This window comes from Variovorax sp. P1_H12_2 (assembly GCF_056405335.1).
Genome location: NZ_JBFUCI010000007.1, coordinates 1 through 23,251 on the forward strand (window position 1 = coordinate 1; position 23,251 = coordinate 23,251).

A 23,251-nucleotide genomic window follows, 5' to 3' on the forward strand; every position below is an offset into this window, starting at 1 on the left:
GAGCGTTCTGGCGGACGGTCGCCGGCTGCTGCAAGGCTCGAGACAGGTTGCACCGTCCGTATCTGGCGAGAGTTGAGTCGACGAAAGAAGGATAGCCAAGCCAGAATCTATCCCTTTTTTGAGTACTTCTTCTATCAGCTGATGGAGTGAGCCGACAGCGCGGTGTGCGGCGCCAGTGCGCGGGCGGCGCCACGCTTGACCTGGCTGGAGAGCGAGGTTCGCGCCGGCTTACCGGGGCACTCCGGTGATCGAGACCGGCCTACCAGCGCCCAGCGCGCCATCCCACACCGATCGACAAGACCTGTTCACTCCAATCGACTCCACCTGGTTTTGAAACGCTCTCGGACGCATCGAGAAACACAAGCGACATCCGGATGCAGGAGCCACGACTGTCAGCGCTCAGGCGGATGGCGTCAACCTCAGTTTCTTTCGGAAAGTGTCAAGAACTTTCAATTGAATCGCTTCAGAGCATGGACGAACTGTTAAAGGGCCTGCACTTCGAGCGAGAGATCATCGTCATGTGCGTTCGCTGGTATCCCGGCGGAATTCTGGCTCCACGGGCTTGCGCTGATGTAAGCCGCCGACGCTTGACCGCAACATCGAAAAAATCCGAAATCACCTCCACTGGAAGCCTACGCTCAACAGCAGCTCCTGGCCGACCGTAGCGGTTCATGACCATGTTCGAGTTCTTCGACGCACGGCTGGCGCCTAAAGAATTACCAGATTCTGCCGATATCGCTCAAGGCGGTCGCCAAAGACCAAGATTCCTCTGCATATGGTTGGATGGTAGGCGGCAGCCACCTCACTCTCGCCAGAAGCGCAGAAGGAAAGTTGGCTGCGACACGATGGTGCATTTTGTTGGTCACTACGAGGAGAGAGCACGTGCTGATTTGGAGAGGGTATGGAATTGTGGTTGTGGTATTCGCGGTCGTCGGCCTGGTTGTCGGCAAGATTGGTGCGGAGAGTTTGTGGGGGGCCCCGATTCCAGTCGACAAAAGACAATGGTCTGAACTGATAGGCATGTGCCTTGCCGCAGCCTTGGTTTACGGACTGCACCTCCTCTTGCAAAGGGCTTCCGAGCCGCGCGCTGTTATTGACAAGAAGACCGGGAGGGAGATGGTCCTAGTGACCAAGCACGACCTCTTCTTCATTCCAGTGAAGTACTGGCCATTCATTTTGCTCGCGCTGGGATTGGTGTTTTTCTTTGAGAAGTAGTCATCGCTCCCAGCTTGGGACGCTTGCTTTCCGTTGCACTCGTTCCTGATGTTGGCCATGGGATGGAGGGCTGTCGGCTCTGTCATTCTCGTCAACGGAGAGGCGTAGCGACGCACCACAAGGGCAGCGCCGGTGCAGGAGCATTTGATTGAGAGGATGGTCTTGGCCGCGTGCAGCCTTGTCTGTGCCCCCCGGACACCCAGATGCCATCACCAGTGACAAATCGGACGGTGCCGCAGAGAATCCAGCCTGGGGGTTAGCCGCTTGCGCGGTGCTGGTACGGAGCCGAGACGCTGTACACGTTGCGCCAGGTCTTGGCGTGAAGGAGCGAGAAAATGACGACCACGACGGACCCGAAGGCCTGCAAGACCTTCGCCGAGTTCTACCCCTTCTACCTCGGGGAGCACAGCAACCGCACTTGCCGCCGCTTGCACTTTGTCGGCTCGACCCTTGCCCTGGTTTGCCTGGCAATGCTCGCAGCAACTGGGCGGCTGCAGTACATCCTCTACGCGCTGCTGTGCGGCTACGGTTTCGCGTGGGTCGGCCACTACGTGTTCGAGAAGAATCGGCCGGCCACTTTCAAGCGCCCTCTGTATAGCCTGGCGGGCGACTGGGTGATGTACCGCGACATCTGGGCCGGCCGCATTCCATGGTGATGCACGCCGTCCACGCAGCGATGCCGACATCCGCGCCGAGTGCCGCGCACCCAGCCACGTGAGGCGAAGCGAACTGTCCGCGCTAGACCGGTGGGGTGAGTGTGCCAATCTTGGAGGAACTCATCTCTCTCCGGGGTTCGCCGCTTGGTTCATTCGCTCGCGTGTGAGGAGCACTCGACCGCGCGCGGCAGTTCGTCTACCAGGTAATCCAGGAAGGCTCGCACCGAAGGCAGCCAACCCTGCCGAGCGGGCAGTACGGCCGTCAGACGCGAGTCGACTGCGCGCCAATGCGGCAACACCCGGACCAGCCTTCCCGTTGCCTCTTCCTCTCGGCACACGTAGCCGGGAAGCATAACCACGCCCAGGCCGGCACAGGCAGCCTGCTTCAATGCAACCATGTCGTTGCTCACGAAGCGGGCGGTAATTGGCACTATGGCAGCGGGTTCCTCCTCGAATCGAAGAGACCAGCTATTCGTCGTTCCCCGGCCGAGCGCGATGGCACTGTGGGTCACTAGATCATCGGGGTGGTGCGGAACACCTTTGTCATGGAGATACGTCGCAGAGGCGAACAGATACCAGGGAACCGCTGCCAGCCGACGCTGCACGAGTGACGAATCAGGCAGAGGGTCGGCGTGTGCGCGAATGGCCAGGTCGTACCCTTCTCCAACAATGTCCGTCATCACGTCGGAGGCGTGATGCTCGATACTGACCTTCGGATACATGCGCATGAAGGCGGGGAGGATGTCCCGCAACGCAAACTGCGCAACCGTCACGGACGACGTGATGCGGATCGTCCCACTCGGTTCGCTCTGCCGCTGGCGGCCGACATTCTCCGCAGCCTCGGCAGCCCGAAGCAAGGATTGCGCATGGCGGTAGAACTCGCCGCCCACGTTCGTCAATCCAAGTTTTCGGGAGCTCCGATTGAGCAACTGGACCCCGAGATCCGTCTCGAGCTGTTGAACACGCAGGCTCAATGTCGACTTTGACGCGCGCAGCACCCGCGCGGCAGCGGTAAATCCGCCATGGTTCACCACCTGCACGAAATAGAAGACATCTGTCAGGCTCAACATCCCGGCATCATCCCATTTTTTAAAACGATGCGTCAGACTTTCTCTGGCTTCTCGAACGATGAATGAATCCATACAGTTCAGTTCTCAACTTTATGGAGTCGGAGATGTCGAGGTCTTTCTCTAAAAGGGCAGTTGTTCAATTGGCCGTCAGTGCACTGCTCATGGCACTTGGAACCGGTGCCATGGCGGCCGACACCAAGGCGGCACAAGCCGGCCAAACCACCGGAGCTGACATGGCCCAGCCTATGCCAAGACAATTGGAAATGCTGTCGCGCCAGAACACCGTGCTGCTTCTGGTCGATCAGCAGCTTGGCTTGTACACCGGCGTGCGCGACATCCCCGTGGCGGACCTCAAACACAACGTTGCTGCACTGGCCAAGGCCGCCAAAGCGCTGGGCATCCCGGTCGTGCTGACGGCCACCATGCCAGATGGCCTGTGGGGCCCGATCATCCCCGAACTGACTGCGGCCCTGCCCGGAGTGCCGGTCATCACCCGTACGGTGATCAATGCCTGGGACGACCTGAAGGTGCGGGCCGCCATCGAAAAGACCGGCCGCAAGCAGATCCTGGTTGCCGGCGTCTCGCTGGAGGTCTGCGCAGCGTTCCCCGCCATGTCCGCTAAGGCGGCCGGCTACGACGCGCGCGTGGTGCTCGATGCTTCTGGCACGTTCAACGAAGCCAAGCGGGTGGGCGGCCTGCAGCGACTCACGCTCGCGGGGGTGCCGGTGACGGACTACGCCACCGCAGGGGTCGAACTGCTGGGGGACAACGCGGACCCGAAGGCCCATGACGTTTACAACGCGCTGGACATTCCCTTCGCGACGCTGGTCTGGCAGTTGAAAAACGCCCCGCAATCCAAGAACCAGTGAGGACAGCCGTGGGCACCCGATTATCAAAAGTGGCGACTGCGACGGCGCAGCCGGTAGGCGCCGGATGCACCATCGCTCACTTCCGGCACGACGCGTTCGGGGGTACGGCGATGTCACCCTTCGTGATGGTGGATCACTTTCATATGTGGCAGCCCACTTTCGACGTGCACCCCCACGCAGGGTTTTCTGCGGTCACGCTCGTTTTCGAGGACACGAAGGGTTCCATGGTGAGCCGCGACTCGATTGGCAACAATGCGACGTTCGGTGCAGGTGACCTGCATTGGACGATGGCGGGTCGCGGGATCCTGCACACCCAGCTTCCGATGGCATTGGCGCACATCCATGCGCTGCAGATTTTCGTGAATCTGCCAGCATCCCTGAAGCATCTGCCGCCGGATTCGTTCCACATCGGCCACGACCGGATGCCTATCGTCGAAACAGAGAAGGGTACGCGTGTGCGCGTCGTTGCTGGAGATTTCCAAGGTCGGTCCTCCCCAACCCGGGCGCCCTGTCCCATCCTGATGCTCGATGTGCAGCTTGAAAAGGCCGGCGCGTCCATCGAAGTGCCTTTGCCGGGCGAATGGAATGCATGGGTGCATGTGGTCCAGGGGAGCGTTGTCGTGGACGGCAGTACCGAACTGCAGACCGATCAGGCCATCTGTGCCAGTGCCGACGGCACTGGCGGCATCGTCGGTCTGCGCACTGGCGAAGGGGCGCACTGCGTCGTGCTGGCAGCCGAGCGGATCAATGAGCCCGTCATTTCTCACGGGGCATCGAAGTCCATAACCCCTGACCAAATGGAGTGCAGATCATGACCACGAACAAAGTCGCCGTTGTTACTGGCGGCTCACGCGGAATCGGCGCAGCGATTGCCAAGAAACTCGCTGCGCAAGGCACGGCCGTTGCCATTGTGTACCGCGGCAATCGCGCGCAGGCGCATTCGCTCATCGACGCCATCACGGCTGCAGGCGGCACGGCCGCAGCGTTCGCGGCCGATGTGGCTGATCAAGCAGCGGCGCAGAGCGTGATAGACGCGATCGTGGCCCAATTCGGCCATATCGACATTCTGGTCAACAACGCCGGTGTGTTTGAAGCGCGCACCTTTGGCGACATCGACGCCGAGCACGTAAGTCGCGTGTTCAGCGTCAACATCGGCGGCGTCCTGAATATGACCCAGGTTGCTGTACCTCATTTCCCCGCTGCGGGCGGGCGCATCGTCAACGTTTCCAGCAACCTCATCTACGCGCCACGTCCCGGGACAGCGATCTATTCGGCAAGCAAAGCTGCCGTTTCCGTCTTGACCAACGCCTTTGCCAAGGAGCTTGGCGCACGCGGGATCACCGTCAATGCCGTGGCGCCATCCATGACCAGCACGGACATGACCGCTGCCACCCCTGAAGCCCGTCGTCAGGCGGTCATTGCGGCCACGCCTGCAGGCCGCATTGGGGAGCCGGCAGATATCGCTGACGTCGTCGTCTTCCTGACTTCGGAAGATTCGCGTTGGATCACGGGACGCACCATCCTGACTGACGGTGGCTTGACCGATGCGCTGTAGGAGGTTCCATGCATGCGTTCGACCCGCGCTTCGACTGGCCTGGGGCGTGTGCCTGCTGATGGTCACGTTTCACAGTTCTGCTATTGCACAGAGCCAGCGGCCTTTGAAGGCTTTGACGGTGCTCGGATTTGAAGGGGCCTTCAACCTGCCGGTATGGATCGCACAGCGGAACGGCTATTTCGAACGTCAGGGTCTCAGCGTCAAGCTCGAGTATCCAAAGGGTTCCGTCGAGGTCGTCGAACGGTTGCAGGCGAACACCGGTCAGCTGGCGCTCACGAGCGTAGACAACGTGATCGCGTATGCCAACGGGCAAGGCGAAACAACCTCCGGTTTGGCCGCGGACCTCGTCGCGGTCATGGGCGGTGACCGTGGCTTGCTGTCCCTCGTCGCTCGCGCGGATGTGCGAACCGTAGCCGGATTGGAGCACCGCTCTGTGGCAGTGGACGCGATGACCACTGGATTTTCCTTTGTTGCGCAAGAACTGCTGGCATCGGAGGGACTGCAGACTAACTCGGTCGAGTGGCTGACCGCCGGAGGCACTGGGAGCCGCTATCGAGCGCTCGTCGCCGGGAAGTTTGATGCAACCTTACTGCGCTCGCCGTTCGAGTATCTGGCAGGGCAAAAGGGGTTTCGCGTGTTGATGCRCGCGCAGTCTGTCCTCCCGAAATACCTGGGAACCGTCGGAGCGGTTCGGAGCCAATGGGCCAAGGAACATGCAGAGGAACTCGAAGGATTTCTGACGGCGTACCGGCAAGCACTGAACTGGTTCGCGCGCGCCGACAACCGAGAGGCCGTGCTCGCATTGCTCTTCGCGAACTTTCCCGAGCTTCGCGCAGAAGATGCTCGCAAGGTCTATGAAGACCTGCGCGATCCCGCGTACGGACTGATACCGACACTTGAGATCGACGCGGAAGAGTTCGCCACCGTGAAGCGCCTCCGCGCCAAACACACGAGCGTGCCGATGCCCATCAGCGCCAAGCCGCTGATCGACCTCACCTACTTGCAGCGTGCACAAGCGCGCGCCGATTGGCAGGCGTTCTAGGCAGGCTGCATCGAGGTTTGCATGAAGACCGAACGACAACTTTTTTAAACCAAGGAGATCGAAAGATGACGACCTTCAACAGTGTCAAGATTGCGGCCCTGCTGGGCAGCGTCGGCGTGTTGTGCAGCATTCCGGCCGCGGCCGCGGAACATATGACCAAGAACGCGTATCAGACCGAGCGCGCCTTCTCGCCAGCAGTCGTGACCGAAGGCGGGAAGACCATCTGGTTGGCCGGATCCTCTGCGTTGAAAGATGCCAGCGGCAAAGATATCGCATGGGATTTCGATGCGCAATTGAAGCGTGTCTGGGAGCAGATCGACGAGGTGCTCCACAGACAAGGGGGCACGCTCAAGGACATCGTGACCATTACCGTCTTCATCACTGATTCGCGTCTCGGCGACAAGGTGGTCGAGTCACGCAGGCAGATCTGGAGAGATGGTAACTATCCCGGAAGTGCTCTGATCACCGTGGCCAATCTGGCCAAGCCGGGCCTGCTCGTGGAGATCCAGGCAATCGCTGTGGTCGGTGACAAGCGGCCAGAAGCCGCCAACTAGTGGCTGATCCCGTTTCGATTTTACGTACAGCAAGAAGTTGGGAACCTCAGCTGTATGGAGAATCGAAATGCGAGTGTCCGCGCCGAAGTAAAACTGAGCCACCGCTGGAGCAATGGGATGACCAACCCCCTCTTTGTGACAGGGGAGCGGGAATGGAAGAAGCAGCGGGCTGCCTCACCATCCAGGAGTTCCACATGGCAACAGTTCGAGTCGGCATTGACCTGGCCAAGAACGTCTTTCAGGCTCATGGCATCGATGATGCATGGCACCGTGACGTTCAGGCAGCAGTTCAAGCGTGCTCACCTTCGCCCATTTCGCGGGTCGGAATGCGGGGTTCGCGATGTCGCGCAGGGCGCCAATCCGCTCCATCTTCTTTGTGAGGTCCAGCTCGCGCTTCTGATAGTCCTTGTCGTGCAACACGTGCTGGCCCGAGCGATGACGCGTAGCGCTCCTCGGCTCGAAGTACTGAGTGCCGGCGGCTGTGGTTGCGATGCGCCACTTCGAGTTCGAACGCTTTGACGAACGCGACCCGATCAAGCGGGTTCGTTGTGGGGAGGGCGTGACAGAGCTGATGCGCGCCGAGGCCACTTCGCGGCGCCGTTCCTCTTTCGCTTGGAATTCAGCCTCTGAGGCCCTGGCGCGCTCTATCTGTTCCTCCAGCAACTGGGCCGCGAATTGAAGAGGCAACAGCAACTTCCCATTGCCGGTATGTGAACGACCGACTACATAGGGAGAGAAGCATGAAAAATTGGCGGCGACTCGTCTTGTGGACACGAGGGGCTCCTGATGCGGAGCCCCCCGGACCTCAGGCTCCTGGAATTGAACGACCGGCAGAAAGTTCCGGACGGCTCTTCGTCGACATCGAGGTTCGTGCTCGAACCAACTGCATCCGCGAACGCACGAGTTCACAGACGCCATTGACGGCATGCGATCGGTTGACTTCAAGTACAGGGAGCGGGTTGCGGGCCGTGCGGTGGAGCATCTGAGAGAACTTGGATTGCTCGCTCYCGGTTCGGCATAGAGCCCGCTCCGATGCAATCCGCTGCGGATTCAACCGGTCGATGCAACACACTGAGAACTGCGTAGGCAGAAGGAGTGTTGCAGATGAAGCGGAGACCTCGGATCTGAAAGTCAGAAGGCCTTGATGTGGGAGCGCTGGAATGAAGGCGCAACTCTCCATGAGATTGCCAAGTTGTTTGATCGATCCCACCCGTCGATCCAGCGGATTCTGGCCGAGACAGGCGGAATACGACCGCCGGAGCGACACCTTTCCCAAGTGGCGCTGACTTTGGCCGAACGAGAGGAGATCTCGCGTGCATTGGTGGCTGGCTTTTCGATCCGCACGATCTCCATGACCCTCGCGCGAGCGCCGTCTACCGTCAGCCGTGAGATCAAGCGCAATGGTGGTCAAGGATGCTATCGGGCGACTCAGGCTAGCGTGGGGATGAAGGTGCGCTGGTGAGCGCGACGCAGCGCGATCGGTCGACGCGGCCTGCGCCGCACGAACGACATTGACGTTCTTCGGATAGAGGCGCCGCGTCAGGTCAAGGCGCTCGAACGGGAGGTTGCGCCCCAACCCGCTGGAACACCAGGCCGCCGATGTGCATTTCCTCCGGGTCCTTCCCCATCACCATGCGAAGCTCGGCCAGGTCGCGGCCGTCGTTGCCGGGGACCTTGACGGTCATGCCGGCCTCGTTGTCGTTGACCACGCGCAGCAACTGTTCGTTGTCCAGCAAGATGTAGCCCGGCATCTCCGCCAATTCGTCGATGCGCCAGATCATCGGCGGGAGCAGGCGGCTCACGAGCGAATCGGGGGAGTCGCCGACATAGAGCCATTGACTCCCTACGCGCGCTTTCCACGCGGCCGGCAGCGGTGTTTCCAGCGGCGGCAGCCATTCGCCCATGGGGTTCTCGCCCCAGTACAGCGCGTTGGCCGAGAGYGTGCGCCCGATCAGGTAGCGGTGCCCCAGCATGGTCTGGAAGCGGTAGTACACGGTGGTTTGACCATCGGGCCACCAGTTCCCATCGCCTCGCGCGCGAAGCTGCTCCTGCTTCGCGGTGTCCCACTGGCGTTCGTCCTTGCTCCAGCGGCGCAGCGTCAGCGAACCGTCGGCTGCGCTCGAGACCTGCACGGGGGCGATGGAGTTGGCATAGACGCCCACCAGGGCGCTGCGGTCTGGAGCAGGAGACACCAAAGGCGGCACCGTGGAGACGATGGCGGGGGGCAGCGCCCGGATCGCGCCGCGTTCCGCCGCGGCGCGCAGCAGTAGCCCCTCGGCCAGCGCGCGCGGCTCGTAGTCGTGCCCGCTGCCGCTGATCAGCATGGCCAGCCGGGCTTCGGGGAGCACGAAGAAATCGGAGGCGAAGAAGAAGGTGCCACCGTTCTTGGCCCAGGCCCGCAGCCCGGCCGCGTCCAGCCCTGCCTGCTGCATCGAGTCCCATCCCAGCCCCCAGCGCCATGACGATGCAGCGGGATTGAGGCGTGTGCGGGCGCTCTGGTCGATGCCCATTTCGCGCACTGCCTCGGCCGAGACGATCCGCCGGCTCTGGTAGACGCCCTGGTCCAGGAACATCTGCGCCAGCTTCAGCATGTCGGTGKGTGTGCTGAACACTCCGCCGGACGCGAAGGGCGTGGACATTTCCTGTGACAGGCTGCGACCCTTGAAATAGGGGTGCACGTAGGTGCCTTCGGCGGCAGGCGTCACCGGATAGCCGGACAGGGTCATGCCCAGGGGGCCGAAGATTTCCCGCTGGACGAATTCGTGGAAAGGCAGCCCGGTCAGCGCGCGGACCAGCGGCTCCACCATGGTGAAGCCGTCGTTGCAGTAGACCGCGAGTTCGCCCGGCTCGTGCTTCAGATGCAACTGCGCCAGCGCCAGCATGGTGTCCTGGGCATAGTCCAGATAGGGCACGAAGGCCCCGTTGTTGCGCATGTTGTTGCCCGGGAAGCCCGAGGCATGAGACAACAGGTGGCGCACAGTGACCTGCTTGAACTCCGGCGAGAGCATGCGAAAGCCGGGCAACAACTCGACCAGCGGCTGGTCGAGCGTCAATTGGCCGCGGTCGCGCAGGATCATCACGGCCAGGGTGGTCACGACCTTGGAGACCGAGCCGATGTTGAAGCGGGTGTCGGTGGTGGCCTGCACTTCGCGCTCGCGGTCGGCGAAACCGAAGGCCTCGCGCCAGACCACCCGGTCGTCGGCCAGCAGGGCCACGGAAACCGCGGTCGTGGTGGTGCTGTTGCTTCGGTTCAGTGCCGCTTGAATGGTCTCGCGGCACCAGCGCACCGATTCGGGATCGGCCTGCGGCAGCAGCGATGCGGCGGTCGAACCGGAGCTTCCACCGCCGCAGGCCTGCAGCAGTGGCGCCGCCAGTCCTGCGGTCACCCAGCCCAGGCAATCGCGGCGTGACAGTCGAAGGGGTGATGGTGCAGCGGGATCCAGCGGTGCGTGTGGCGTGGTCATCGGGCGTTGTGTGTCGGGCTTCTGCTCATGCATGCGTGGATTGCCTAGGTCGCCATTCGCTGGAACACCAGCGTGCCGCTGTGCATTTCTTCCTGCCCGTTCACCATCACCATGCGCAACTCGACCAGCTCGCGTCCTGCGTTGACGGGAACCTTGATGGTCATGCCGGCTTCGTTGTCGTCGATCACCCGCAGCAGCTGCGCGTTGTCCCAGAGGACGTAGCCCGGCATCTCGGCCAACTCGTCAATGAGCCAGATCCTCGGGCCGAGCCGGGCTTCGACCGAAGCCGGGTCGTCGTTGACACTGAGCCATCGGCTGCGCCGCCGGGCTTGCCACGCTGGCGGCAGTGGCGCGTCCAGCGCCGGCAGCCATTCGCCCACGGGTGATTCGTTCCAGTACAGCTGGTTGTCGGAGAGACTGCGCCGGATCAGGTAGCGACGGCCTTCCATCGTCTGGAAGCGATAGCAGACGGAGGGCTGTCCATCGGACCACCAGCGGCCATCGGTGCGTGCGCGCAGCTGCGCCTGCACGGTGGTCCAGCCAGCCTCGCCCCAGCTGCGCACGGTCAGCGAACCATCGTCTGCGGCGAGCACTTGCGCGGGTGCGTTGTGATTGGCGTAGATGCCCACCAGCGCTGCGCGGTCCGGTCCAGGCGACACCGCCGGCGGAACGATGGGGACGATCGCGGCAGGCATCGCCTGGATCGCGCCGCGCTCCGCGGCCGTGCGCAGCAGCAAGCCCTCCGTCAGGGCCAGCGAGCCGTAGTCGAAGCCGTTGCCGGTGATCATCATGGCCAGCCGGGCCTCGGGGAGCACGAAGAACTCGGTCGAGAAGAAGGTGGTGCCGCCGTTCTTCGACCAGCCCCGCAGCCCTGCCGCCTCCATGCCCAGCTGCCCCACCGTATCCCATCCCAGTCCCACCCTGAAGGTGGGCGTGAGGTTGATGCGCGTGCGCAGGACCTGGTTGACGCCCATGTCCCGGATCGACTCGGCGGAGACGATCCGGCGGCCTTCGTACACGCCTGCGTCGAGGAACAGGCGCGCCAGCTTCATCATGTCGGCGGGTGTGCTGATGACGCCTCCGGTCGCGTAGGCGGCGGGCATCTCCTGCGACAAGGTCCGGCCCTTGTACCAAGGGTGCACGAAGGTGCCTTCGGCGGCGGGTGCCAGCGCAAAGCCGGAGAGGCTCATGCCCAGGGGGTCGAAGAACTCGCGCTGGATGAAGGCCGGATACGACAGCCCGCTGAGCTGGAGCACCAGCAGCTCCACCATCGTGAAGCCGTCGTTGCAGTAGACCGCGAGTTCGCCCGGTTCGTGCTTCATGCGCGACAACGCCAGCGACTGCAGGGTGTCCTGCGCATAGCCCGGTACCGGGGCGAAATTGAAGACGTTGCGGAAGTTGACGCCCGGTACCCCCGAAGAGTGGGAGATCAGGTGGCGCACGGTGATCTGCTTGAAGTTGCCCGAGCGCATGCCGAAGGCGGGCAGCAGCTCGACCACCGGCTGATCGAGGGCGAGCTGCCCCCGGTCGCGCAGGACCATCACGGCCAGGGCAGCGACGACCTTGGCCACCGAACCGATGTTGAAGCGCGTGTCAGGGGCCGCCAGAAGCCCGGTCTCGCGGTTGGCCTGGCCGAAGGCTTCGCGCCAGACCACGCGGTTGTCGGCCAGCAGCGCCACGGACACGGCGGTGGTGGCGCTGTCGCTGCGGTTCAGCGTCTTGAGGATCGCCTCCCGGCACCAGCGCACCGATTCAGCATCGGGCGGGACCGAAAGAAAGGCGGACGTGCCGGACCCACCTCCGCCGCAGGCTTGCAGCAGCGGGGCGGCCAGCCCCGCCGTGGCCAGGCCCAGGCACTGCCGACGCGAAAGGCGGGATGCAGGGAAGGCGGAGGATTCGAGCGAAGTGCGTGCAGAGGTCATGCTGAAGGGCTGTCTGTGTGGGTTGAATGGAGCTCGCTCGCCCGCCCATCCGCCACGCTGGCGATCCTGTCCGCGCGATCGCCGATCACGTGGCACCGGGCATGGAATCCGCGCGTGACAACGCGCTGCGGATGATTGGCCAGGACGTGCCGATGCCGTCGCTTCGAATCGACGCGCAGATTCGAACTGCTGCAGGCAGCAGCGGCTTTGGGGCCGATCACGAGCGGCGGCTGAATCGGACAGGACGGCGCGCGTGCCGGCCGCCAGCGGGATGTGTCCCACTGCTCTGGCGTCGGATCGGCGTCTGACCTTGTTGCAACGCTGACATATTGTGCCAATATAATACGTATTATTGATTCAATCAAGCCCGCAAGATCCCGCGTTCCGGCAGCGCTCGCGGGTCCCGACACCACACCATGAACGACATTGACCAGCGACCGGACTTCCGCACGAACGGCCTGTGGGATTCCATGTCGTCCGCCCTCACCCGCCGCCGCCTTCTGGGTGCAGGCGCCGGTGCCGGATTGGGTTGGATGCTGCCCGCTTGCGGCGGCGGCGGCGCCGGCTCCGGTAGTACGGTGATCGGCGGCGCCGGCGCGCCCCTGACGAGCCGCATGCCGATGGCTTCCACCGACCCAGTGAAGGCCGAGACGGTGCGTGCCCTCGCACGCGCCACCCTCAAGACCCGCTTTGCGCGCGCGGTCCTGGTGCGCGTCACGGTGGATGGCAAGGAAATCATCACCGAGGCCTTCGGCGAGTCCGCCGCCGGGGTGCCGGCCACCACGGACATGCATTTCCGCAATGGCGCGGTGGCCATCGCACTGGTCGCCATGCTGCTGCTGCGACTGGTGGACGAGGGGAAGGTGGCTCTCGATGACAAGGTTGCCACCTGGCTGCCGAAGCTCCCGCATGGAGACCGCGTGACCCTCAGGCACCTGGCTCAGATGACCGCCGGCTATGCGGACTACGTGCGGGACCCGGATTTCGTCAATGCATTCCTTGCGGACCCGTTCCGGCGCTGGACAACTGACGAACTTCTTGCCTTCGCGATCCACAAGCCGCTTTTCTTCGAACCGGGCACCAACTGGGCCTATGCCCACACGAACTACATCATCCTCGGCCTCGCCCTGGAGAAGCTCACAGGACGTTCGGTCAAAGACCTGATGCAGGAAAAGGTGCTCGGCCCCCTCGGCATGACGCAGACCTCCGACCCGGAAAGCGCCTCCATCCCCGAACCGGTGCTGCGTGCATTCTCATCAGAGCGCAGAGAATTTCTCGGCGTTGCGGCCGGTACACCCTTCTATGAGGAGTCCACCTTCTGGGACCCGTCGTGGACCATCACGCACGGTGCGGTGCAGGTGACCGACCTGTACGACCTGCACACCAGTGCAATTGCCTTTGGCAGGGGCACAATCCTCTCCCCCGAATCTCACGCGGCCCAAGTGTCCACCGCGCTGCGTGGCAAGAGCACCCCGGTTCCCGGGTGTGTGACCTGCCTTCGCCAATGGGAGGGCTACGCCTTCGGGCTCGGTGTGGTCACGAGTGGCAACTGGGTGCTCCAGCCCCCGATGTTCGGCGGGTATTCGGCGGTCGCGGGCTATCACGAAGGCAGCCGGCTGGCCATTGCTGTGGCCGTGACTTACACACCCGAGGCTTTCAACGACGCGGGTGACTACAAGAACGGCAACGAAGCGGAGAACCTGTTCGTCAGGATTGCCACGGCGCTATTGCCTGACGACCTGCTACCCATTGCGCGAAGCTGAAAGAAAGCCCTTGGTCACCCCGCCCCCCGACGCGCTGCCCGAGTACGGATGTCCTTACGGCAGAGGAAGCTCGCGCATGAGGTTGCTTCGCACCCACGTGAACGCCCCGGACTGGACGTTGCTCGCTTGCCAGCGGCGGAATTCGGGATCGGCTGACAACGGGTCGGTGACCTTGGCGTACGCCGTCGCGTTCTCGAACTGCACGGTCAGAACATAGTTGCCCAGTTCGCCTGCGGCCACGCTCCAGAACTGCGGGTTGGGCGCGCCATGCTTCTTCCAGAGTGCCGCGCCCACCTTCACGGCTTCGATGACGGCCCCGAGATCGGCGCCGGGGTTGGGTCTCAGGACATATCGCGCTTCGTAGGCCATGGAGGTCTCCTTCGTCGCAGCAAGAGACCGATATTGAAGCACTTGGGCGCTTGCGGGGCAATCGACATTTGCAGGGCCAAAGTGTCGGCCACGTCGATCCCCTCACAGTCCAGGACTGCTTTGCATGATGCCGCCGTCCGCGAAGATCGTGGTGGCCGTCAGGTAGCTCGCGCCATCGCTCGCGAGGAACGCCACCACGCTCGCAATTTCCTCCGGACGGGCCATGCGGCCCAGCGGAATGGCCGAATTGAGTTTCTTCAGCAACACCGGATCGTTCATGGTCGACAGGTTGATCGGCGTGGCCACGGCACCAGGACCGACGCCGACAACGAGGATGTTGTGTGGCGCCAACTCGACGCCCGCCGTGCGCGTGAGCATGCGTATCCCGCCCTTCGACAGGCAGTAGGCTGCGTTGCCCGGCATCGGCCAGTCCTCATGCACGGAGCTGACGTTGATGATGCGCCCACCTCCTCCCTGTTTGATCATCTGCTGCGCGGCGAGCTGGGTGCCGAAAAACGCGCTCTTGAGATTGATGGCGAGCACCTTGTCGTAACCCGCCTCGTCCGTGTCGAGCACGGAGGTGCGTGTCTCGATCCCGGCGTTGTTGACCATGATGTCGACGCGGCGGAACCTCTTGACGGCAGTGGCGATCAGCCTTTGCAAGTCGGCGACCTTGCTCACGTCAGCTTCCACCCCGATCGACTGGTCTCCCAAGGCGAGGACTTGCTTCTCTGTGGCCTCGGTCGCTTCGGGGTGCACGACATAGTCGATGACGATGTTGGCCCCTTGCTTGGCGAGTTCCAGGACGATGGCGAGACCGATGCCGCTGTTGCCGCCGGTGACGACGGCGACTTTGCCTTTCAGGTTCATGGTTCATCTCCTTGATGGGTGATGGTGGAGGTCCGGGTCGAGCTTTGATTCCGCGCGCGCAGCACTTCCGTGACGAGTGGAGATGGGCGGCGGCGGGTGATGAGCACGGCGAGCATGGCGAGTGCCAGCGCGGCGCCGGTGGTCGCGCCATAGATCGCGCCCAGGCTCAAGCCCAACCGGGACTCGAGAGGGCCGACGCCGAAGGCCGCAATCCCGTAGCCGATCTGGTAGGACGCAATCAAGCCGCCCGCCACCGATGCGGCGATGGTTTTGAGTTCCGTCTGACCGAAGCTGATCACCAGCGGCAGCAACGCCGAACAACCGAAGCCTGCCAGGGCAAAGGCCGGGATGCCGAAGAGCGGCTGGGTCGGCCGCAGGAAGGCAATGACGACAAAGCCAGCAGCCACGAGCAGCGGCAGGACCTGGAAGACGGCACGCTCGGGAAACCACTTCTCGATGACGGCGAAGAGGATGCGCCCCGCGGTCACCATCCCCCAGAAAACGGTGAGAGCGAGCGAGGCCTGCGTGGCGCTTGCGCCCAGTTCTTTCGTCATGTAGAGCGAGGCCCAGTTGCCGTTCGTCGTTTCGCAGACACCGTACAAGAGCGCGAATCCGGCGAAGACCCAGAACCGGGAAGGGAATTTCGTCCACCCGCTCATGACCCCGGTGCTGTCAGCCCCAGCACTCGGACTGAGCGGCAATCGCGCACTGAACATGAGCAATCCCAGGATCAACGCGCCCACCAACACCGGCAGTCCCCACCAGATGCCCAAGCCGACGAACACCGCGACCAGGATCGGCGCCAGCGCGGTTCCCGAACCAAGCAGGGCGTTCAGCGCCAGCACCGCCTTGTCCGGTTTCTGTGAAAAGCACGCGGCGGCGAACGTGTTGAGCGTCGGCACGGTGAACCCGAAACCGACGCCGAGGCAGCCGGTGGCGACGAGCAGGACCACGTAAGCGACTGCGTGTTCGCTCATCACGAACCGGCTCAGAACGAGCAACGCCATCGACGCCAGATTCGCGACGAGTCCGATCAGGTAGATGCGCTTGGCGCCGAGGCGTCGTGCCAAACCGGCGCCCAGCAGGGCCGAGCCGATTGCCGTCACCGCCTGGGGCACGAACATGCCGCCGTACTCCGTCCTCGACAGACCGAAATCGTTCGCGCTCGTGAAGACGGCGCTCGCGGCCGGAAACGTGACCAGCGCCACGCCCTGTATCAAGCCGGCGCCGTACACGGCGGCGATCTCTTTGCGCCGGACGATCGGTTGATTTGTCATCGAACGCGTTGCAGCAGATGCTCGCCGACTCGCAAGGCGTTCGCAATGGCGGTCAACGACGGATTCACCGCCCCAATGCTCGGGAAAAAGCTCGTGTCCACGACGTACAGGTTGTCGAGCTCATGCGCCTTGCAGTTGACGTCGAGTACGGAGGCCCTCGGGTCGATGCCGAAGCGGCAGGTGCCGGCCTGGTGAGCCACGCCGGCGATGGGAATGTGCTTTCCCATGTAGAGCGTGTTCGGGATCAGGTGCGGATGCATGTCCATGTGCTCGAGCATCGCCTGCAGTTTCCTTCGCAGGCGATTGAGCGGCTCCACGTTCGTGAACTCGTAGTGAAGCTGGATTTCGCCTCTGGAATTCACGGTCACGCGATTCTGCGGAAGCGGCAAGTCTTCGCTGGTGAGCCAGAAATCCACCGCGTGCCGGGCCATCTGCTCCAACGTGAAGCCGGGCGCGAACTCCGGCGCATCCTCCTTGAACATCGGCCCCTGGGATTTGCCGAGCATCTGGATGTTGCCGAGCGGAAACTCATAGTCCGGCGCGCCGAAATAGAAATCGTTGACCGTGAGCGTCTTCTGGAACTCGGTCGGGTTCTCGCGCCGGGAAAGGGCGACCAGCGCGACGGCGTTGTGAAACATGTAATGGCGACCCACCATGTCCGAACCGTTGGCCAGGCCGCGCGGATATTTTTCGTCCGCCGACATGAGAAGCAGCCGTGCGGAATTGGCGGCGCCGCAGGCTACGACGACGATGCTGCCGGTGTATTCCTCGCGCCGGCCGTCGCGTTGCACGATCACGCGGGTCACCGCGCGTCCGCTGGCGTCGGTTTCGAGCCGCTGGACGTGGGCGTTTCTTGCCAGCGTCACGTTGGGGTACTGCAACGCGGGCCGGACGGCGATGACTTCAGCGTCCGCCTTCGCGTGGACGAGGCAGGGATAGCCGTCGCAGGAATTGCAGCGTATGCACCGGCTGTGGGGACGGTCCGCCTCCTCGAGCATGATGCCCGTCGGCGCGTACGCCGGTCGATAGCCCGCGCGCTTCAAGCCATCGGCGATCTCCTGGACGCGCGGCTCATGGCTTACAGGTGGAAACGCATAGGGTGTGCTGGCCGGTGGATCGGTGGGGTCGTCGCCGCGCTGGCCGTGGACGTGGTAGAGCTTTTCTGCCTGCGTGTAGTAGGGCTCGAGCTCCTCGTACCGGATCGGCCAGTCGGGCGTCGAGCCGTCGGCAGTGCGATGGGCAGTGAAATCCCGTTCGCGCAACCGAAACATCGCGGCGCCGAACATCTTGGTCGCGCCGCCGACAAAGTAATGGACACCCGGCTGGAACGGCTTGCCCTCCGAGTCGTACCACGCGTCCTGCGACACGTAGCGGTTCTTCACGAAGACTTCGGTCGGATCCCAATTCTGCTTCTCGCGCGGCAGATAGTCGCCGCGTTCGAGAATGAGAATGCGCTTGCCGGAAGGCGCCAGCTTGAGGGCGATCGTGCCGCCACCGGCGCCGCTGCCGATGATGATGAAATCGTAGTGATCGTCGCTTTGCATGAGGCTTCCCTGCCGGTGGAACCCAACTGCAGGAGTGGGCGCCTCTTCCGTCTCCGGCAGGGTCGAAAATCGTTACGTTGGTAACTGGACGATGTCGGTACCGCACGCGAGCGGGCAAACCGCCGCGCCGAAATCAGGATGGAAGTTGGCTTCCAACGGACGGCTCGACCGACTAGACTGACAATCTGGTGCCATCACCGAATCCGCCTCGGCGCCGGCTGCCCTACGGGAGGTCGAATGGCTCTTCGCATCGAAGACTACGGACTGATCGGCGACATGCACACTGCGGCACTGGTCGGCATCGATGGCTCCATCGACTGGCTGTGTCTGCCGCGCTTCGACTCTTCCGCGTGTTTTGCGAATCTGCTGGGCACGCAGGAGAACGGTCGATGGCGCATCGCTCCGGCCGGAGACATCGTCGCCACGACGCGACGGTACCGGCCCTCGACGCTCGTTCTCGAAACCGAGTTCGAGACGGCCGACGGCATGGTCCGGATCATCGACTGCATGGCTCTGCGGGTATCGCATCCGCGGATCGTCCGCATCGTGGAGGGCGTGCGCGGCACCGTACCGATGTCCAGTCGGCYCAACCCGCGGTTCGACTACGGCAAGACCGCGCCGTGGATCATCGCCAGGGATCAGGCGGTGAGCGCTGGCGCGGGGCCCGAGGCGGTGGAGTTGCGGGCCGACGTGCCGATCACGGCGCGGGAGCGTCGGCTCGAAGCCGACTTCTCGGTGCGCGCGGGCGAGCGCGCTTGCTTCGTTCTCACGTGGCACCTCTCCTGGGAAGACACGCCGCCGCCGATCGATGCTGTCGATGCCGTGGCCGAGACCGAGGCTTGGTGGCGCGCCTGGTCGGGTCGTTCGACCTACAAGGGTGCGTGGAAGGACGAGGTCGAACGCTCCCTTCTCACGCTCAAGGCCCTGACTCACGCGCCCACCGGCGGGCTCGTGGCCGCGCCCACCACGTCGCTTCCCGAGTTCCTCGGCGGCGTGCGGAACTGGGACTACCGGTTCTGCTGGATCCGGGACGCCGCGCTCGCGCTCGACGCGCTCATGGCGGCTGGCTACGTGGAGGAGGCGACCCAATGGCGCGACTGGGTGATCCGCGCCGTCGCAGGCGACCCTGACGATCTGCAGATCATGTACGGGATCGGCGGAGAGCGCCGCCTCGACGAGTACGAACTCGGCTGGCTGGCGGGCTACGAGGGGTCCGCCCCTGTGCGGGTTGGAAACGCTGCCTCGGGGCAACTGCAGCTTGACGTGTATGGCGAGTTGGCCGACGCGATCTATCGGGCACGGCGGCTCGGCATGACGCCCGTCGCCGCAGCGCTGGATCCCACGCAGAGTTTCGTCCAGTGGCTCGAGCGCCATTGGCGCGAACCTGACGATGGCATTTGGGAGGTTCGGGGCCCTCGGCGTCAATTCGTCCACTCGAAGGTGATGGCCTGGGTCGCCGCCGACCGCGTCGCGAAGATGCTGGAAACGTCGGGTCATGAGGGCGCGCCGGAGGCGTTGCTTCAGATGCGGGACGACATCCACGAGGAGGTGTGCCGGATGGGCTACGACGCCGAGCGAAACACGTTCACCCAGTACTACGGGTCCACGCAGCTCGATGCGGCCCTGCTGCTGATCCCGCAGGTCGGATTCCTGCCGGCGACCGACCCGCGTGTGGTGGGCACCGTGGAAGCCATCCAACGGGAGCTCGTGCACGACGGGTTCGTGATGCGGTACATCCCGGACAAGGACGCGGCCGACGGATTGYCGCCGGGGGAAGGCGCGTTCCTCGCGTGCAGCTTCTGGCTGGTCAACGACCTGGCCATGCTCGGGAGACTCGAAGAGGCCCAGGCGCTTTTCGACCGGTTGCTCTCTCTTCGAAACGATCTCGGGCTCTTCTCCGAGGAGTACGACCCGCAGCACCTGCGACTGATCGGAAACTTCCCTCAGGCGTTCACTCACCTGACGCTCATCGCCAGCGCCATGACCCTCTCGAAGGCTACCGGTGCGCGCGGCTCAACCGCCCGGGACCGATGAGCTCGGTCTACGCGGCCTCGCCACACTCGGGCGCGCAGTACGAAATCCGTCACGGCTCGCAGCGGGCCATCGTGACCGAAGTTGGCGCGACTCTGCGCCACTACTCGGTGGAGGACGCGGACATCATCGATGGATTCGGGATGGAAGAGTGGTCGCCCAGCGGCCGCGGACAGGTGCTCGCTCCCTGGCCGAACCGCCTCGACCGCGGGCAGTACCGGTTCGAGGGTCGGGGCGGCCGAGCGGCGCTGGACGAGCCCGAGTTGCAGAACGCGATTCACGGGCTGGTGCGATGGCTCCCATGGAAAACCGTTTCGAGGTCATCCGGTGAAGTCGAGTTGACCTGCGCCCTTCATCCGCAGCCGGGGTACCCGTGGCGGCTCGACCTGCAGGTTGGGTATCGACTCGATGAGACAGGCCTGACGGTTTCCTTCCGGGCGCGCAACGCCTCGAGCGTCCCCGCGCCCTTCGGAATCGGTTTCCATCCCTACCTGACAGTGGGTACCGCCATCGATGACGCGGTCCTGCAGATCCCGGCGACCCGATGCCTGGTGATGGACGATCGCGGGCTGCCGATCGGAGACGAAGCGGTCGCCGGATCGGACCGGGATTTCACCGAACCGAAGTCGATCGGTTCCATGCGGCTCGATACGGGCTATACGGACCTCGTGCGAGGGGCCGACGGCCTCGCGCGCGCATCCGTGGCAGGGCCCGACGACGGCCGAAGTGCAAGCCTTTGGGCCGACTCGTTGTTCCGATACCTCATGGTTTACACGGGCGACAAGCTCGAGGCCGTCTCGCGTCGACGACGCGCTATTGCGATCGAGCCAATGACGTGCCCACCGAATGCTCTGCGTTCAGGGATCGATCTCTTGAAAATGGAGCCCGGGCAACTCGTCGAGGGCCGCTGGGGGTTGGTGCCGGACTGAGCCTTCCGCGGCAAGGTCGATCGGGATCGATGGTGATCCTTGGCAATGGCCCACGCCGAGTCTCAGGCATCGAAGTAGAGATAGAACTCCCACGGGTGCGGGCGCAGCCTCACGGGATCGACCTCGTGCTTCCACTTGTATTCGAGCCAGGTTTCGATCACGTCCTTGGTGAACACGTCTCCGCGCATCAGGAAGTCGTGATCCTTCTCCAGCGCCCGGAGAGACTCCTCGAGCGATCCAGGCACCTTCGCGATGCCCTTTGCCTCTTCAGGGGGAAGCTCGTAGATGTTCTTGTCGATCGGCGGGCCCGGGTCGATCTTGTTGGCGACCCCGTCGAGGCCCGCCATGAGCATTGCGGCGAACGCGAGGTAGGCATTCGCCGTCGGGTCCGGACAACGGAACTCGACGCGCCTCGCGTTCGGCGATTCCGAATACATCGGAATGCGCGCCGCAGCCGAGCGATTTCGCTGCGACATCACCAGGTTCACCGGCGCCTCGTAGCCCGGGACGAGCCGGCGGTAGGAGTTGGTGGTCGGTGCACAAAACGCCATCAGCGCGTGGGCATGCTGGAGCAGTCCGCCGATGTACCAGCGGCACAGCTCGGAGGTCAGTGCCCAACCCTTGGCGTCGTAGAAGAGATTGCGTTTCTCGCTCCACAGGCTCTGGTGACAGTGCATGCCGCTCGCGTTGTCGGCGAAGAGCGGCTTCGGCATGAACGTGGCCACCTTGCCGTGCCGGCGCGCGATGTTCTTGACGAAGTACTTGTAGACCATCACGTTGTCGGCCATTCGCACGAGCGGCGCGAACTTCATGTCGATCTCGTTCTGGCCCGCGGTCGACACCTCGTGGTGGTGGATCTCGACCTGCACACCCGCGTTCATCAGCCCGAGCACGATCTCCGAGCGGATGTCCTGCAGCGTGTCGTGCGGGGGCACCGGGAAATAGCCTTCCTTGTAGCGCGGCTTGTAGCCGAGATTCCCGCCCCCGAACGCGCCTTCGTCCCGGCCCGAGTTCCATGCGCCCTCGACCGAATCGACGTAGTAGTAGCCGCAATGCGTGTTCTGCTCGAACCGGATCGAATCGAAGATGAAGAACTCGAGCTCCGGGCCGAAGTAGCAGGTCTGCGCGACCCCGGTGTCCTTCAAGTGACGCTCGGCCTTGCGGGCCACGAAACGCGGATCGCGCGAGTAGGGCCCCTTCCGGACCGGGTCGACCACATTGCAGATCATCGAAAGCGTCGGGGTCTCGCACATCGGATCGATGAATGCGGTGGTCGGGTCCGGCTGCAGCAGCATGTCCGACTCGTGGATCTCCTGGAAACCGCGGATCGAGGAGCCGTCGAACCCGATGCCGTCGTTGAACAGTTCGTCATTGAGTTCCGGCAGCCCGATCGAGAAGTGCTGCCACAGTCCGGGCAGATCGGTGAACTTCAGGTCGACGATCTGAACTCCGTGCTCCTGCACGAGGGCAATCACCTCCTTCGCATTCTTCGGCGGATTCACCCGGTAGGCGCCGGGCTCGAACTGGGCGATCAGGCGCTTTTTTTCGGTTGGCATGGTCCTCTCCTCGGGTTGGGGTTACCCAGAAATCCACCACGACTCCCGCTCACGCGGGCATCACTCTCAGTCCTGCGGGGAAGGGTCGCGATTCAGCCTCATCCCCGTGCCGGCCAACGTCATCACGCCATCCTTGTCGACGCCGACATGCCGACCATCGGCCAGCTTGTATTCGGTGAGCCCCGTCGGCTCCCATTGTCCTTGCGTGTCGGGAACCGCGTCGAGACGGGCGAGGTGTTCATAGGCCTGGACGCGGTAGGTCAGTCCATCACTTCCGCGGGCGGTAAAAGTCTCGAGCAGGTGAAGCATTTTTTCCATGCGCGCGCTCTCCTTGTAACGACAGAGCCAGGCGCCTTCGTGCATCCCGATGCGCTTGCGCGCGACCACGACCAGAAGGCGCAGGTCAAAAGGAATTTGACGAACCGCTGACGGTGAAGTTCCGACATTCGTGGCTCGCCGTGCGGACTCGGCTGGCGCGAGCGGCTGCACCGTCCGCGGCGCGTCGGTCCGGACCCCCGGTACAGGGCCTGCGCGTCCGACACGCCACTGATGCACGGCGCCTCTC

20 protein-coding genes and 1 pseudogene are annotated in these 23,251 nt (G+C 63.5%); 11 read left to right on the forward strand and 10 right to left on the reverse strand.

All coding sequences use genetic code 11. The features are described from left to right. Nucleotides 1–882: 882 nt before the first annotated feature. Together AC1D2K_RS01745 and AC1D2K_RS01750 are read left to right on the forward strand one after the other, a co-directional pair. On the forward strand, nt 883–1,215 hold the full coding sequence (locus AC1D2K_RS01745; RefSeq protein ID WP_478085815.1) for a hypothetical protein: 333 nt from the start codon (nt 883–885) through the stop codon (nt 1,213–1,215). Between the two features lie 335 nt (nt 1,216–1,550). Then, complete coding sequence (locus AC1D2K_RS01750; RefSeq protein ID WP_478085817.1) at nt 1,551–1,871, forward strand: Mpo1-like protein; 321 nt, start codon at nt 1,551–1,553, stop codon at nt 1,869–1,871. Between the two features lie 149 nt (nt 1,872–2,020). Here AC1D2K_RS01750 and AC1D2K_RS01755 read toward each other — a convergent pair whose 3' ends face one another. Further along, nucleotides 2,021–3,013: a LysR substrate-binding domain-containing protein gene (locus AC1D2K_RS01755; RefSeq protein ID WP_478085819.1), complete on the reverse strand. Its 993-nt coding sequence runs from the start codon at nt 3,011–3,013 to the stop codon at nt 2,021–2,023. A 110-nt stretch (nt 3,014–3,123) separates the two neighbouring features. Here AC1D2K_RS01755 and AC1D2K_RS01760 point away from each other — a divergent pair, with 110 nt between their 5' ends. From AC1D2K_RS01760 to AC1D2K_RS01780, 5 genes are all read left to right on the forward strand, one after another. After that, the gene (locus AC1D2K_RS01760) at nt 3,124–3,810 is read left to right on the forward strand and encodes an isochorismatase family protein (protein ID WP_478085821.1); all 687 of its coding nucleotides are present in this window, start codon (nt 3,124–3,126) and stop codon (nt 3,808–3,810) included. 8 nt (nt 3,811–3,818) lie between these two features. Next, nucleotides 3,819–4,625: a pirin family protein gene (locus AC1D2K_RS01765; protein WP_478085822.1), complete on the forward strand. Its 807-nt coding sequence runs from the start codon at nt 3,819–3,821 to the stop codon at nt 4,623–4,625. Further along, nucleotides 4,622–5,365 (forward strand): SDR family NAD(P)-dependent oxidoreductase, encoded by a 744-nt coding sequence (locus AC1D2K_RS01770; RefSeq protein WP_478085823.1) that lies wholly within the window; start codon nt 4,622–4,624, stop codon nt 5,363–5,365. The genes AC1D2K_RS01765 and AC1D2K_RS01770 overlap by 4 nt, the downstream gene beginning before the upstream one ends. Before the next feature lie 58 nt (nt 5,366–5,423). Then, complete coding sequence (locus tag AC1D2K_RS01775; protein ID WP_478085825.1) at nt 5,424–6,407, forward strand: ABC transporter substrate-binding protein; 984 nt, start codon at nt 5,424–5,426, stop codon at nt 6,405–6,407. 65 nt (nt 6,408–6,472) lie between these two features. Next, complete coding sequence (locus AC1D2K_RS01780) at nt 6,473–6,961, forward strand: RidA family protein (RefSeq protein ID WP_478085827.1); 489 nt, start codon at nt 6,473–6,475, stop codon at nt 6,959–6,961. Between the two features lie 174 nt (nt 6,962–7,135). On the opposite strand, the gene AC1D2K_RS01785 is transcribed toward AC1D2K_RS01780, so the two are convergent. Next, nucleotides 7,136–7,735, reverse strand: coding sequence for a hypothetical protein (locus tag AC1D2K_RS01785; RefSeq protein ID WP_478085828.1), 600 nt, complete (start codon nt 7,733–7,735; stop codon nt 7,136–7,138). Nucleotides 7,736–8,105: 370 nt separating this feature from the next. On the opposite strand from AC1D2K_RS01785, the pseudogene AC1D2K_RS01790 reads away from it, so the two are divergent. After that, a pseudogene (locus tag AC1D2K_RS01790) lies at nt 8,106–8,396 on the forward strand (helix-turn-helix domain-containing protein); the annotation flags it as partial. Nucleotides 8,397–8,505: 109 nt separating this feature from the next. On the opposite strand, the gene AC1D2K_RS01795 reads toward AC1D2K_RS01790, so the two are convergent. After that, nucleotides 8,506–10,425: a serine hydrolase domain-containing protein gene (locus tag AC1D2K_RS01795; protein WP_478085829.1), complete on the reverse strand. Its 1,920-nt coding sequence runs from the start codon at nt 10,423–10,425 to the stop codon at nt 8,506–8,508. 44 nt (nt 10,426–10,469) lie between these two features. Then, nucleotides 10,470–12,347: a serine hydrolase domain-containing protein gene (locus AC1D2K_RS01800; RefSeq protein ID WP_478085831.1), complete on the reverse strand. Its 1,878-nt coding sequence runs from the start codon at nt 12,345–12,347 to the stop codon at nt 10,470–10,472. 416 nt (nt 12,348–12,763) lie between these two features. Here AC1D2K_RS01800 and AC1D2K_RS01805 point away from each other — a divergent pair, with 416 nt between their 5' ends. Continuing rightward, nucleotides 12,764–14,110, forward strand: a complete 1,347-nt coding sequence (locus AC1D2K_RS01805; protein WP_478085832.1) for a serine hydrolase domain-containing protein — start codon at nt 12,764–12,766, stop codon at nt 14,108–14,110. A gap of 54 nt (nt 14,111–14,164) precedes the next feature. Here the strand turns inward: AC1D2K_RS01805 and AC1D2K_RS01810 are convergent, their stop codons facing one another. From AC1D2K_RS01810 to AC1D2K_RS01825, 4 genes are all read right to left on the reverse strand, one after another. After that, a complete protein-coding gene (locus AC1D2K_RS01810; RefSeq protein ID WP_478085834.1) occupies nt 14,165–14,479 on the reverse strand; it encodes an NIPSNAP family protein in 315 nt (104 codons plus the stop codon). 102 nt (nt 14,480–14,581) lie between these two features. After that, the gene (locus tag AC1D2K_RS01815; RefSeq protein WP_478085836.1) at nt 14,582–15,349 is read right to left on the reverse strand and encodes an SDR family NAD(P)-dependent oxidoreductase; all 768 of its coding nucleotides are present in this window, start codon (nt 15,347–15,349) and stop codon (nt 14,582–14,584) included. Then, nucleotides 15,346–16,626 carry an MFS transporter gene (locus AC1D2K_RS01820; RefSeq protein ID WP_478085838.1) on the reverse strand — a complete coding sequence of 427 codons (1,281 nt, stop codon included), beginning with the start codon at nt 16,624–16,626 and terminating at the stop codon, nt 15,346–15,348. The genes AC1D2K_RS01815 and AC1D2K_RS01820 overlap by 4 nt, the downstream gene beginning before the upstream one ends. Then, the gene (locus tag AC1D2K_RS01825; protein WP_478085840.1) at nt 16,623–18,008 is read right to left on the reverse strand and encodes a GMC oxidoreductase; all 1,386 of its coding nucleotides are present in this window, start codon (nt 18,006–18,008) and stop codon (nt 16,623–16,625) included. Before AC1D2K_RS01825 ends, AC1D2K_RS01820 begins: the two co-directional genes overlap by 4 nt. Before the next feature lie 399 nt (nt 18,009–18,407). Between AC1D2K_RS01825 and AC1D2K_RS01830 the strand changes: the two genes are divergently transcribed. Continuing rightward, complete coding sequence (locus AC1D2K_RS01830; RefSeq protein WP_478085842.1) at nt 18,408–20,204, forward strand: glycoside hydrolase family 15 protein; 1,797 nt, start codon at nt 18,408–18,410, stop codon at nt 20,202–20,204. Then, the gene (locus AC1D2K_RS01835; protein WP_478085844.1) at nt 20,201–21,130 is read left to right on the forward strand and encodes an aldose 1-epimerase family protein; all 930 of its coding nucleotides are present in this window, start codon (nt 20,201–20,203) and stop codon (nt 21,128–21,130) included. Before AC1D2K_RS01830 ends, AC1D2K_RS01835 begins: the two co-directional genes overlap by 4 nt. A gap of 62 nt (nt 21,131–21,192) precedes the next feature. Here AC1D2K_RS01835 and glnA read toward each other — a convergent pair whose 3' ends face one another. Both glnA and AC1D2K_RS01845 read right to left on the reverse strand, forming a co-directional pair. Next, a complete protein-coding gene (gene glnA, locus AC1D2K_RS01840; protein ID WP_478085845.1) occupies nt 21,193–22,686 on the reverse strand; it encodes a type I glutamate--ammonia ligase in 1,494 nt (497 codons plus the stop codon). A 66-nt stretch (nt 22,687–22,752) separates the two neighbouring features. After that, the gene (locus AC1D2K_RS01845; protein ID WP_478085847.1) at nt 22,753–23,004 is read right to left on the reverse strand and encodes a hypothetical protein; all 252 of its coding nucleotides are present in this window, start codon (nt 23,002–23,004) and stop codon (nt 22,753–22,755) included. Between the last annotated feature and the right edge of the window lie 247 nt (nt 23,005–23,251).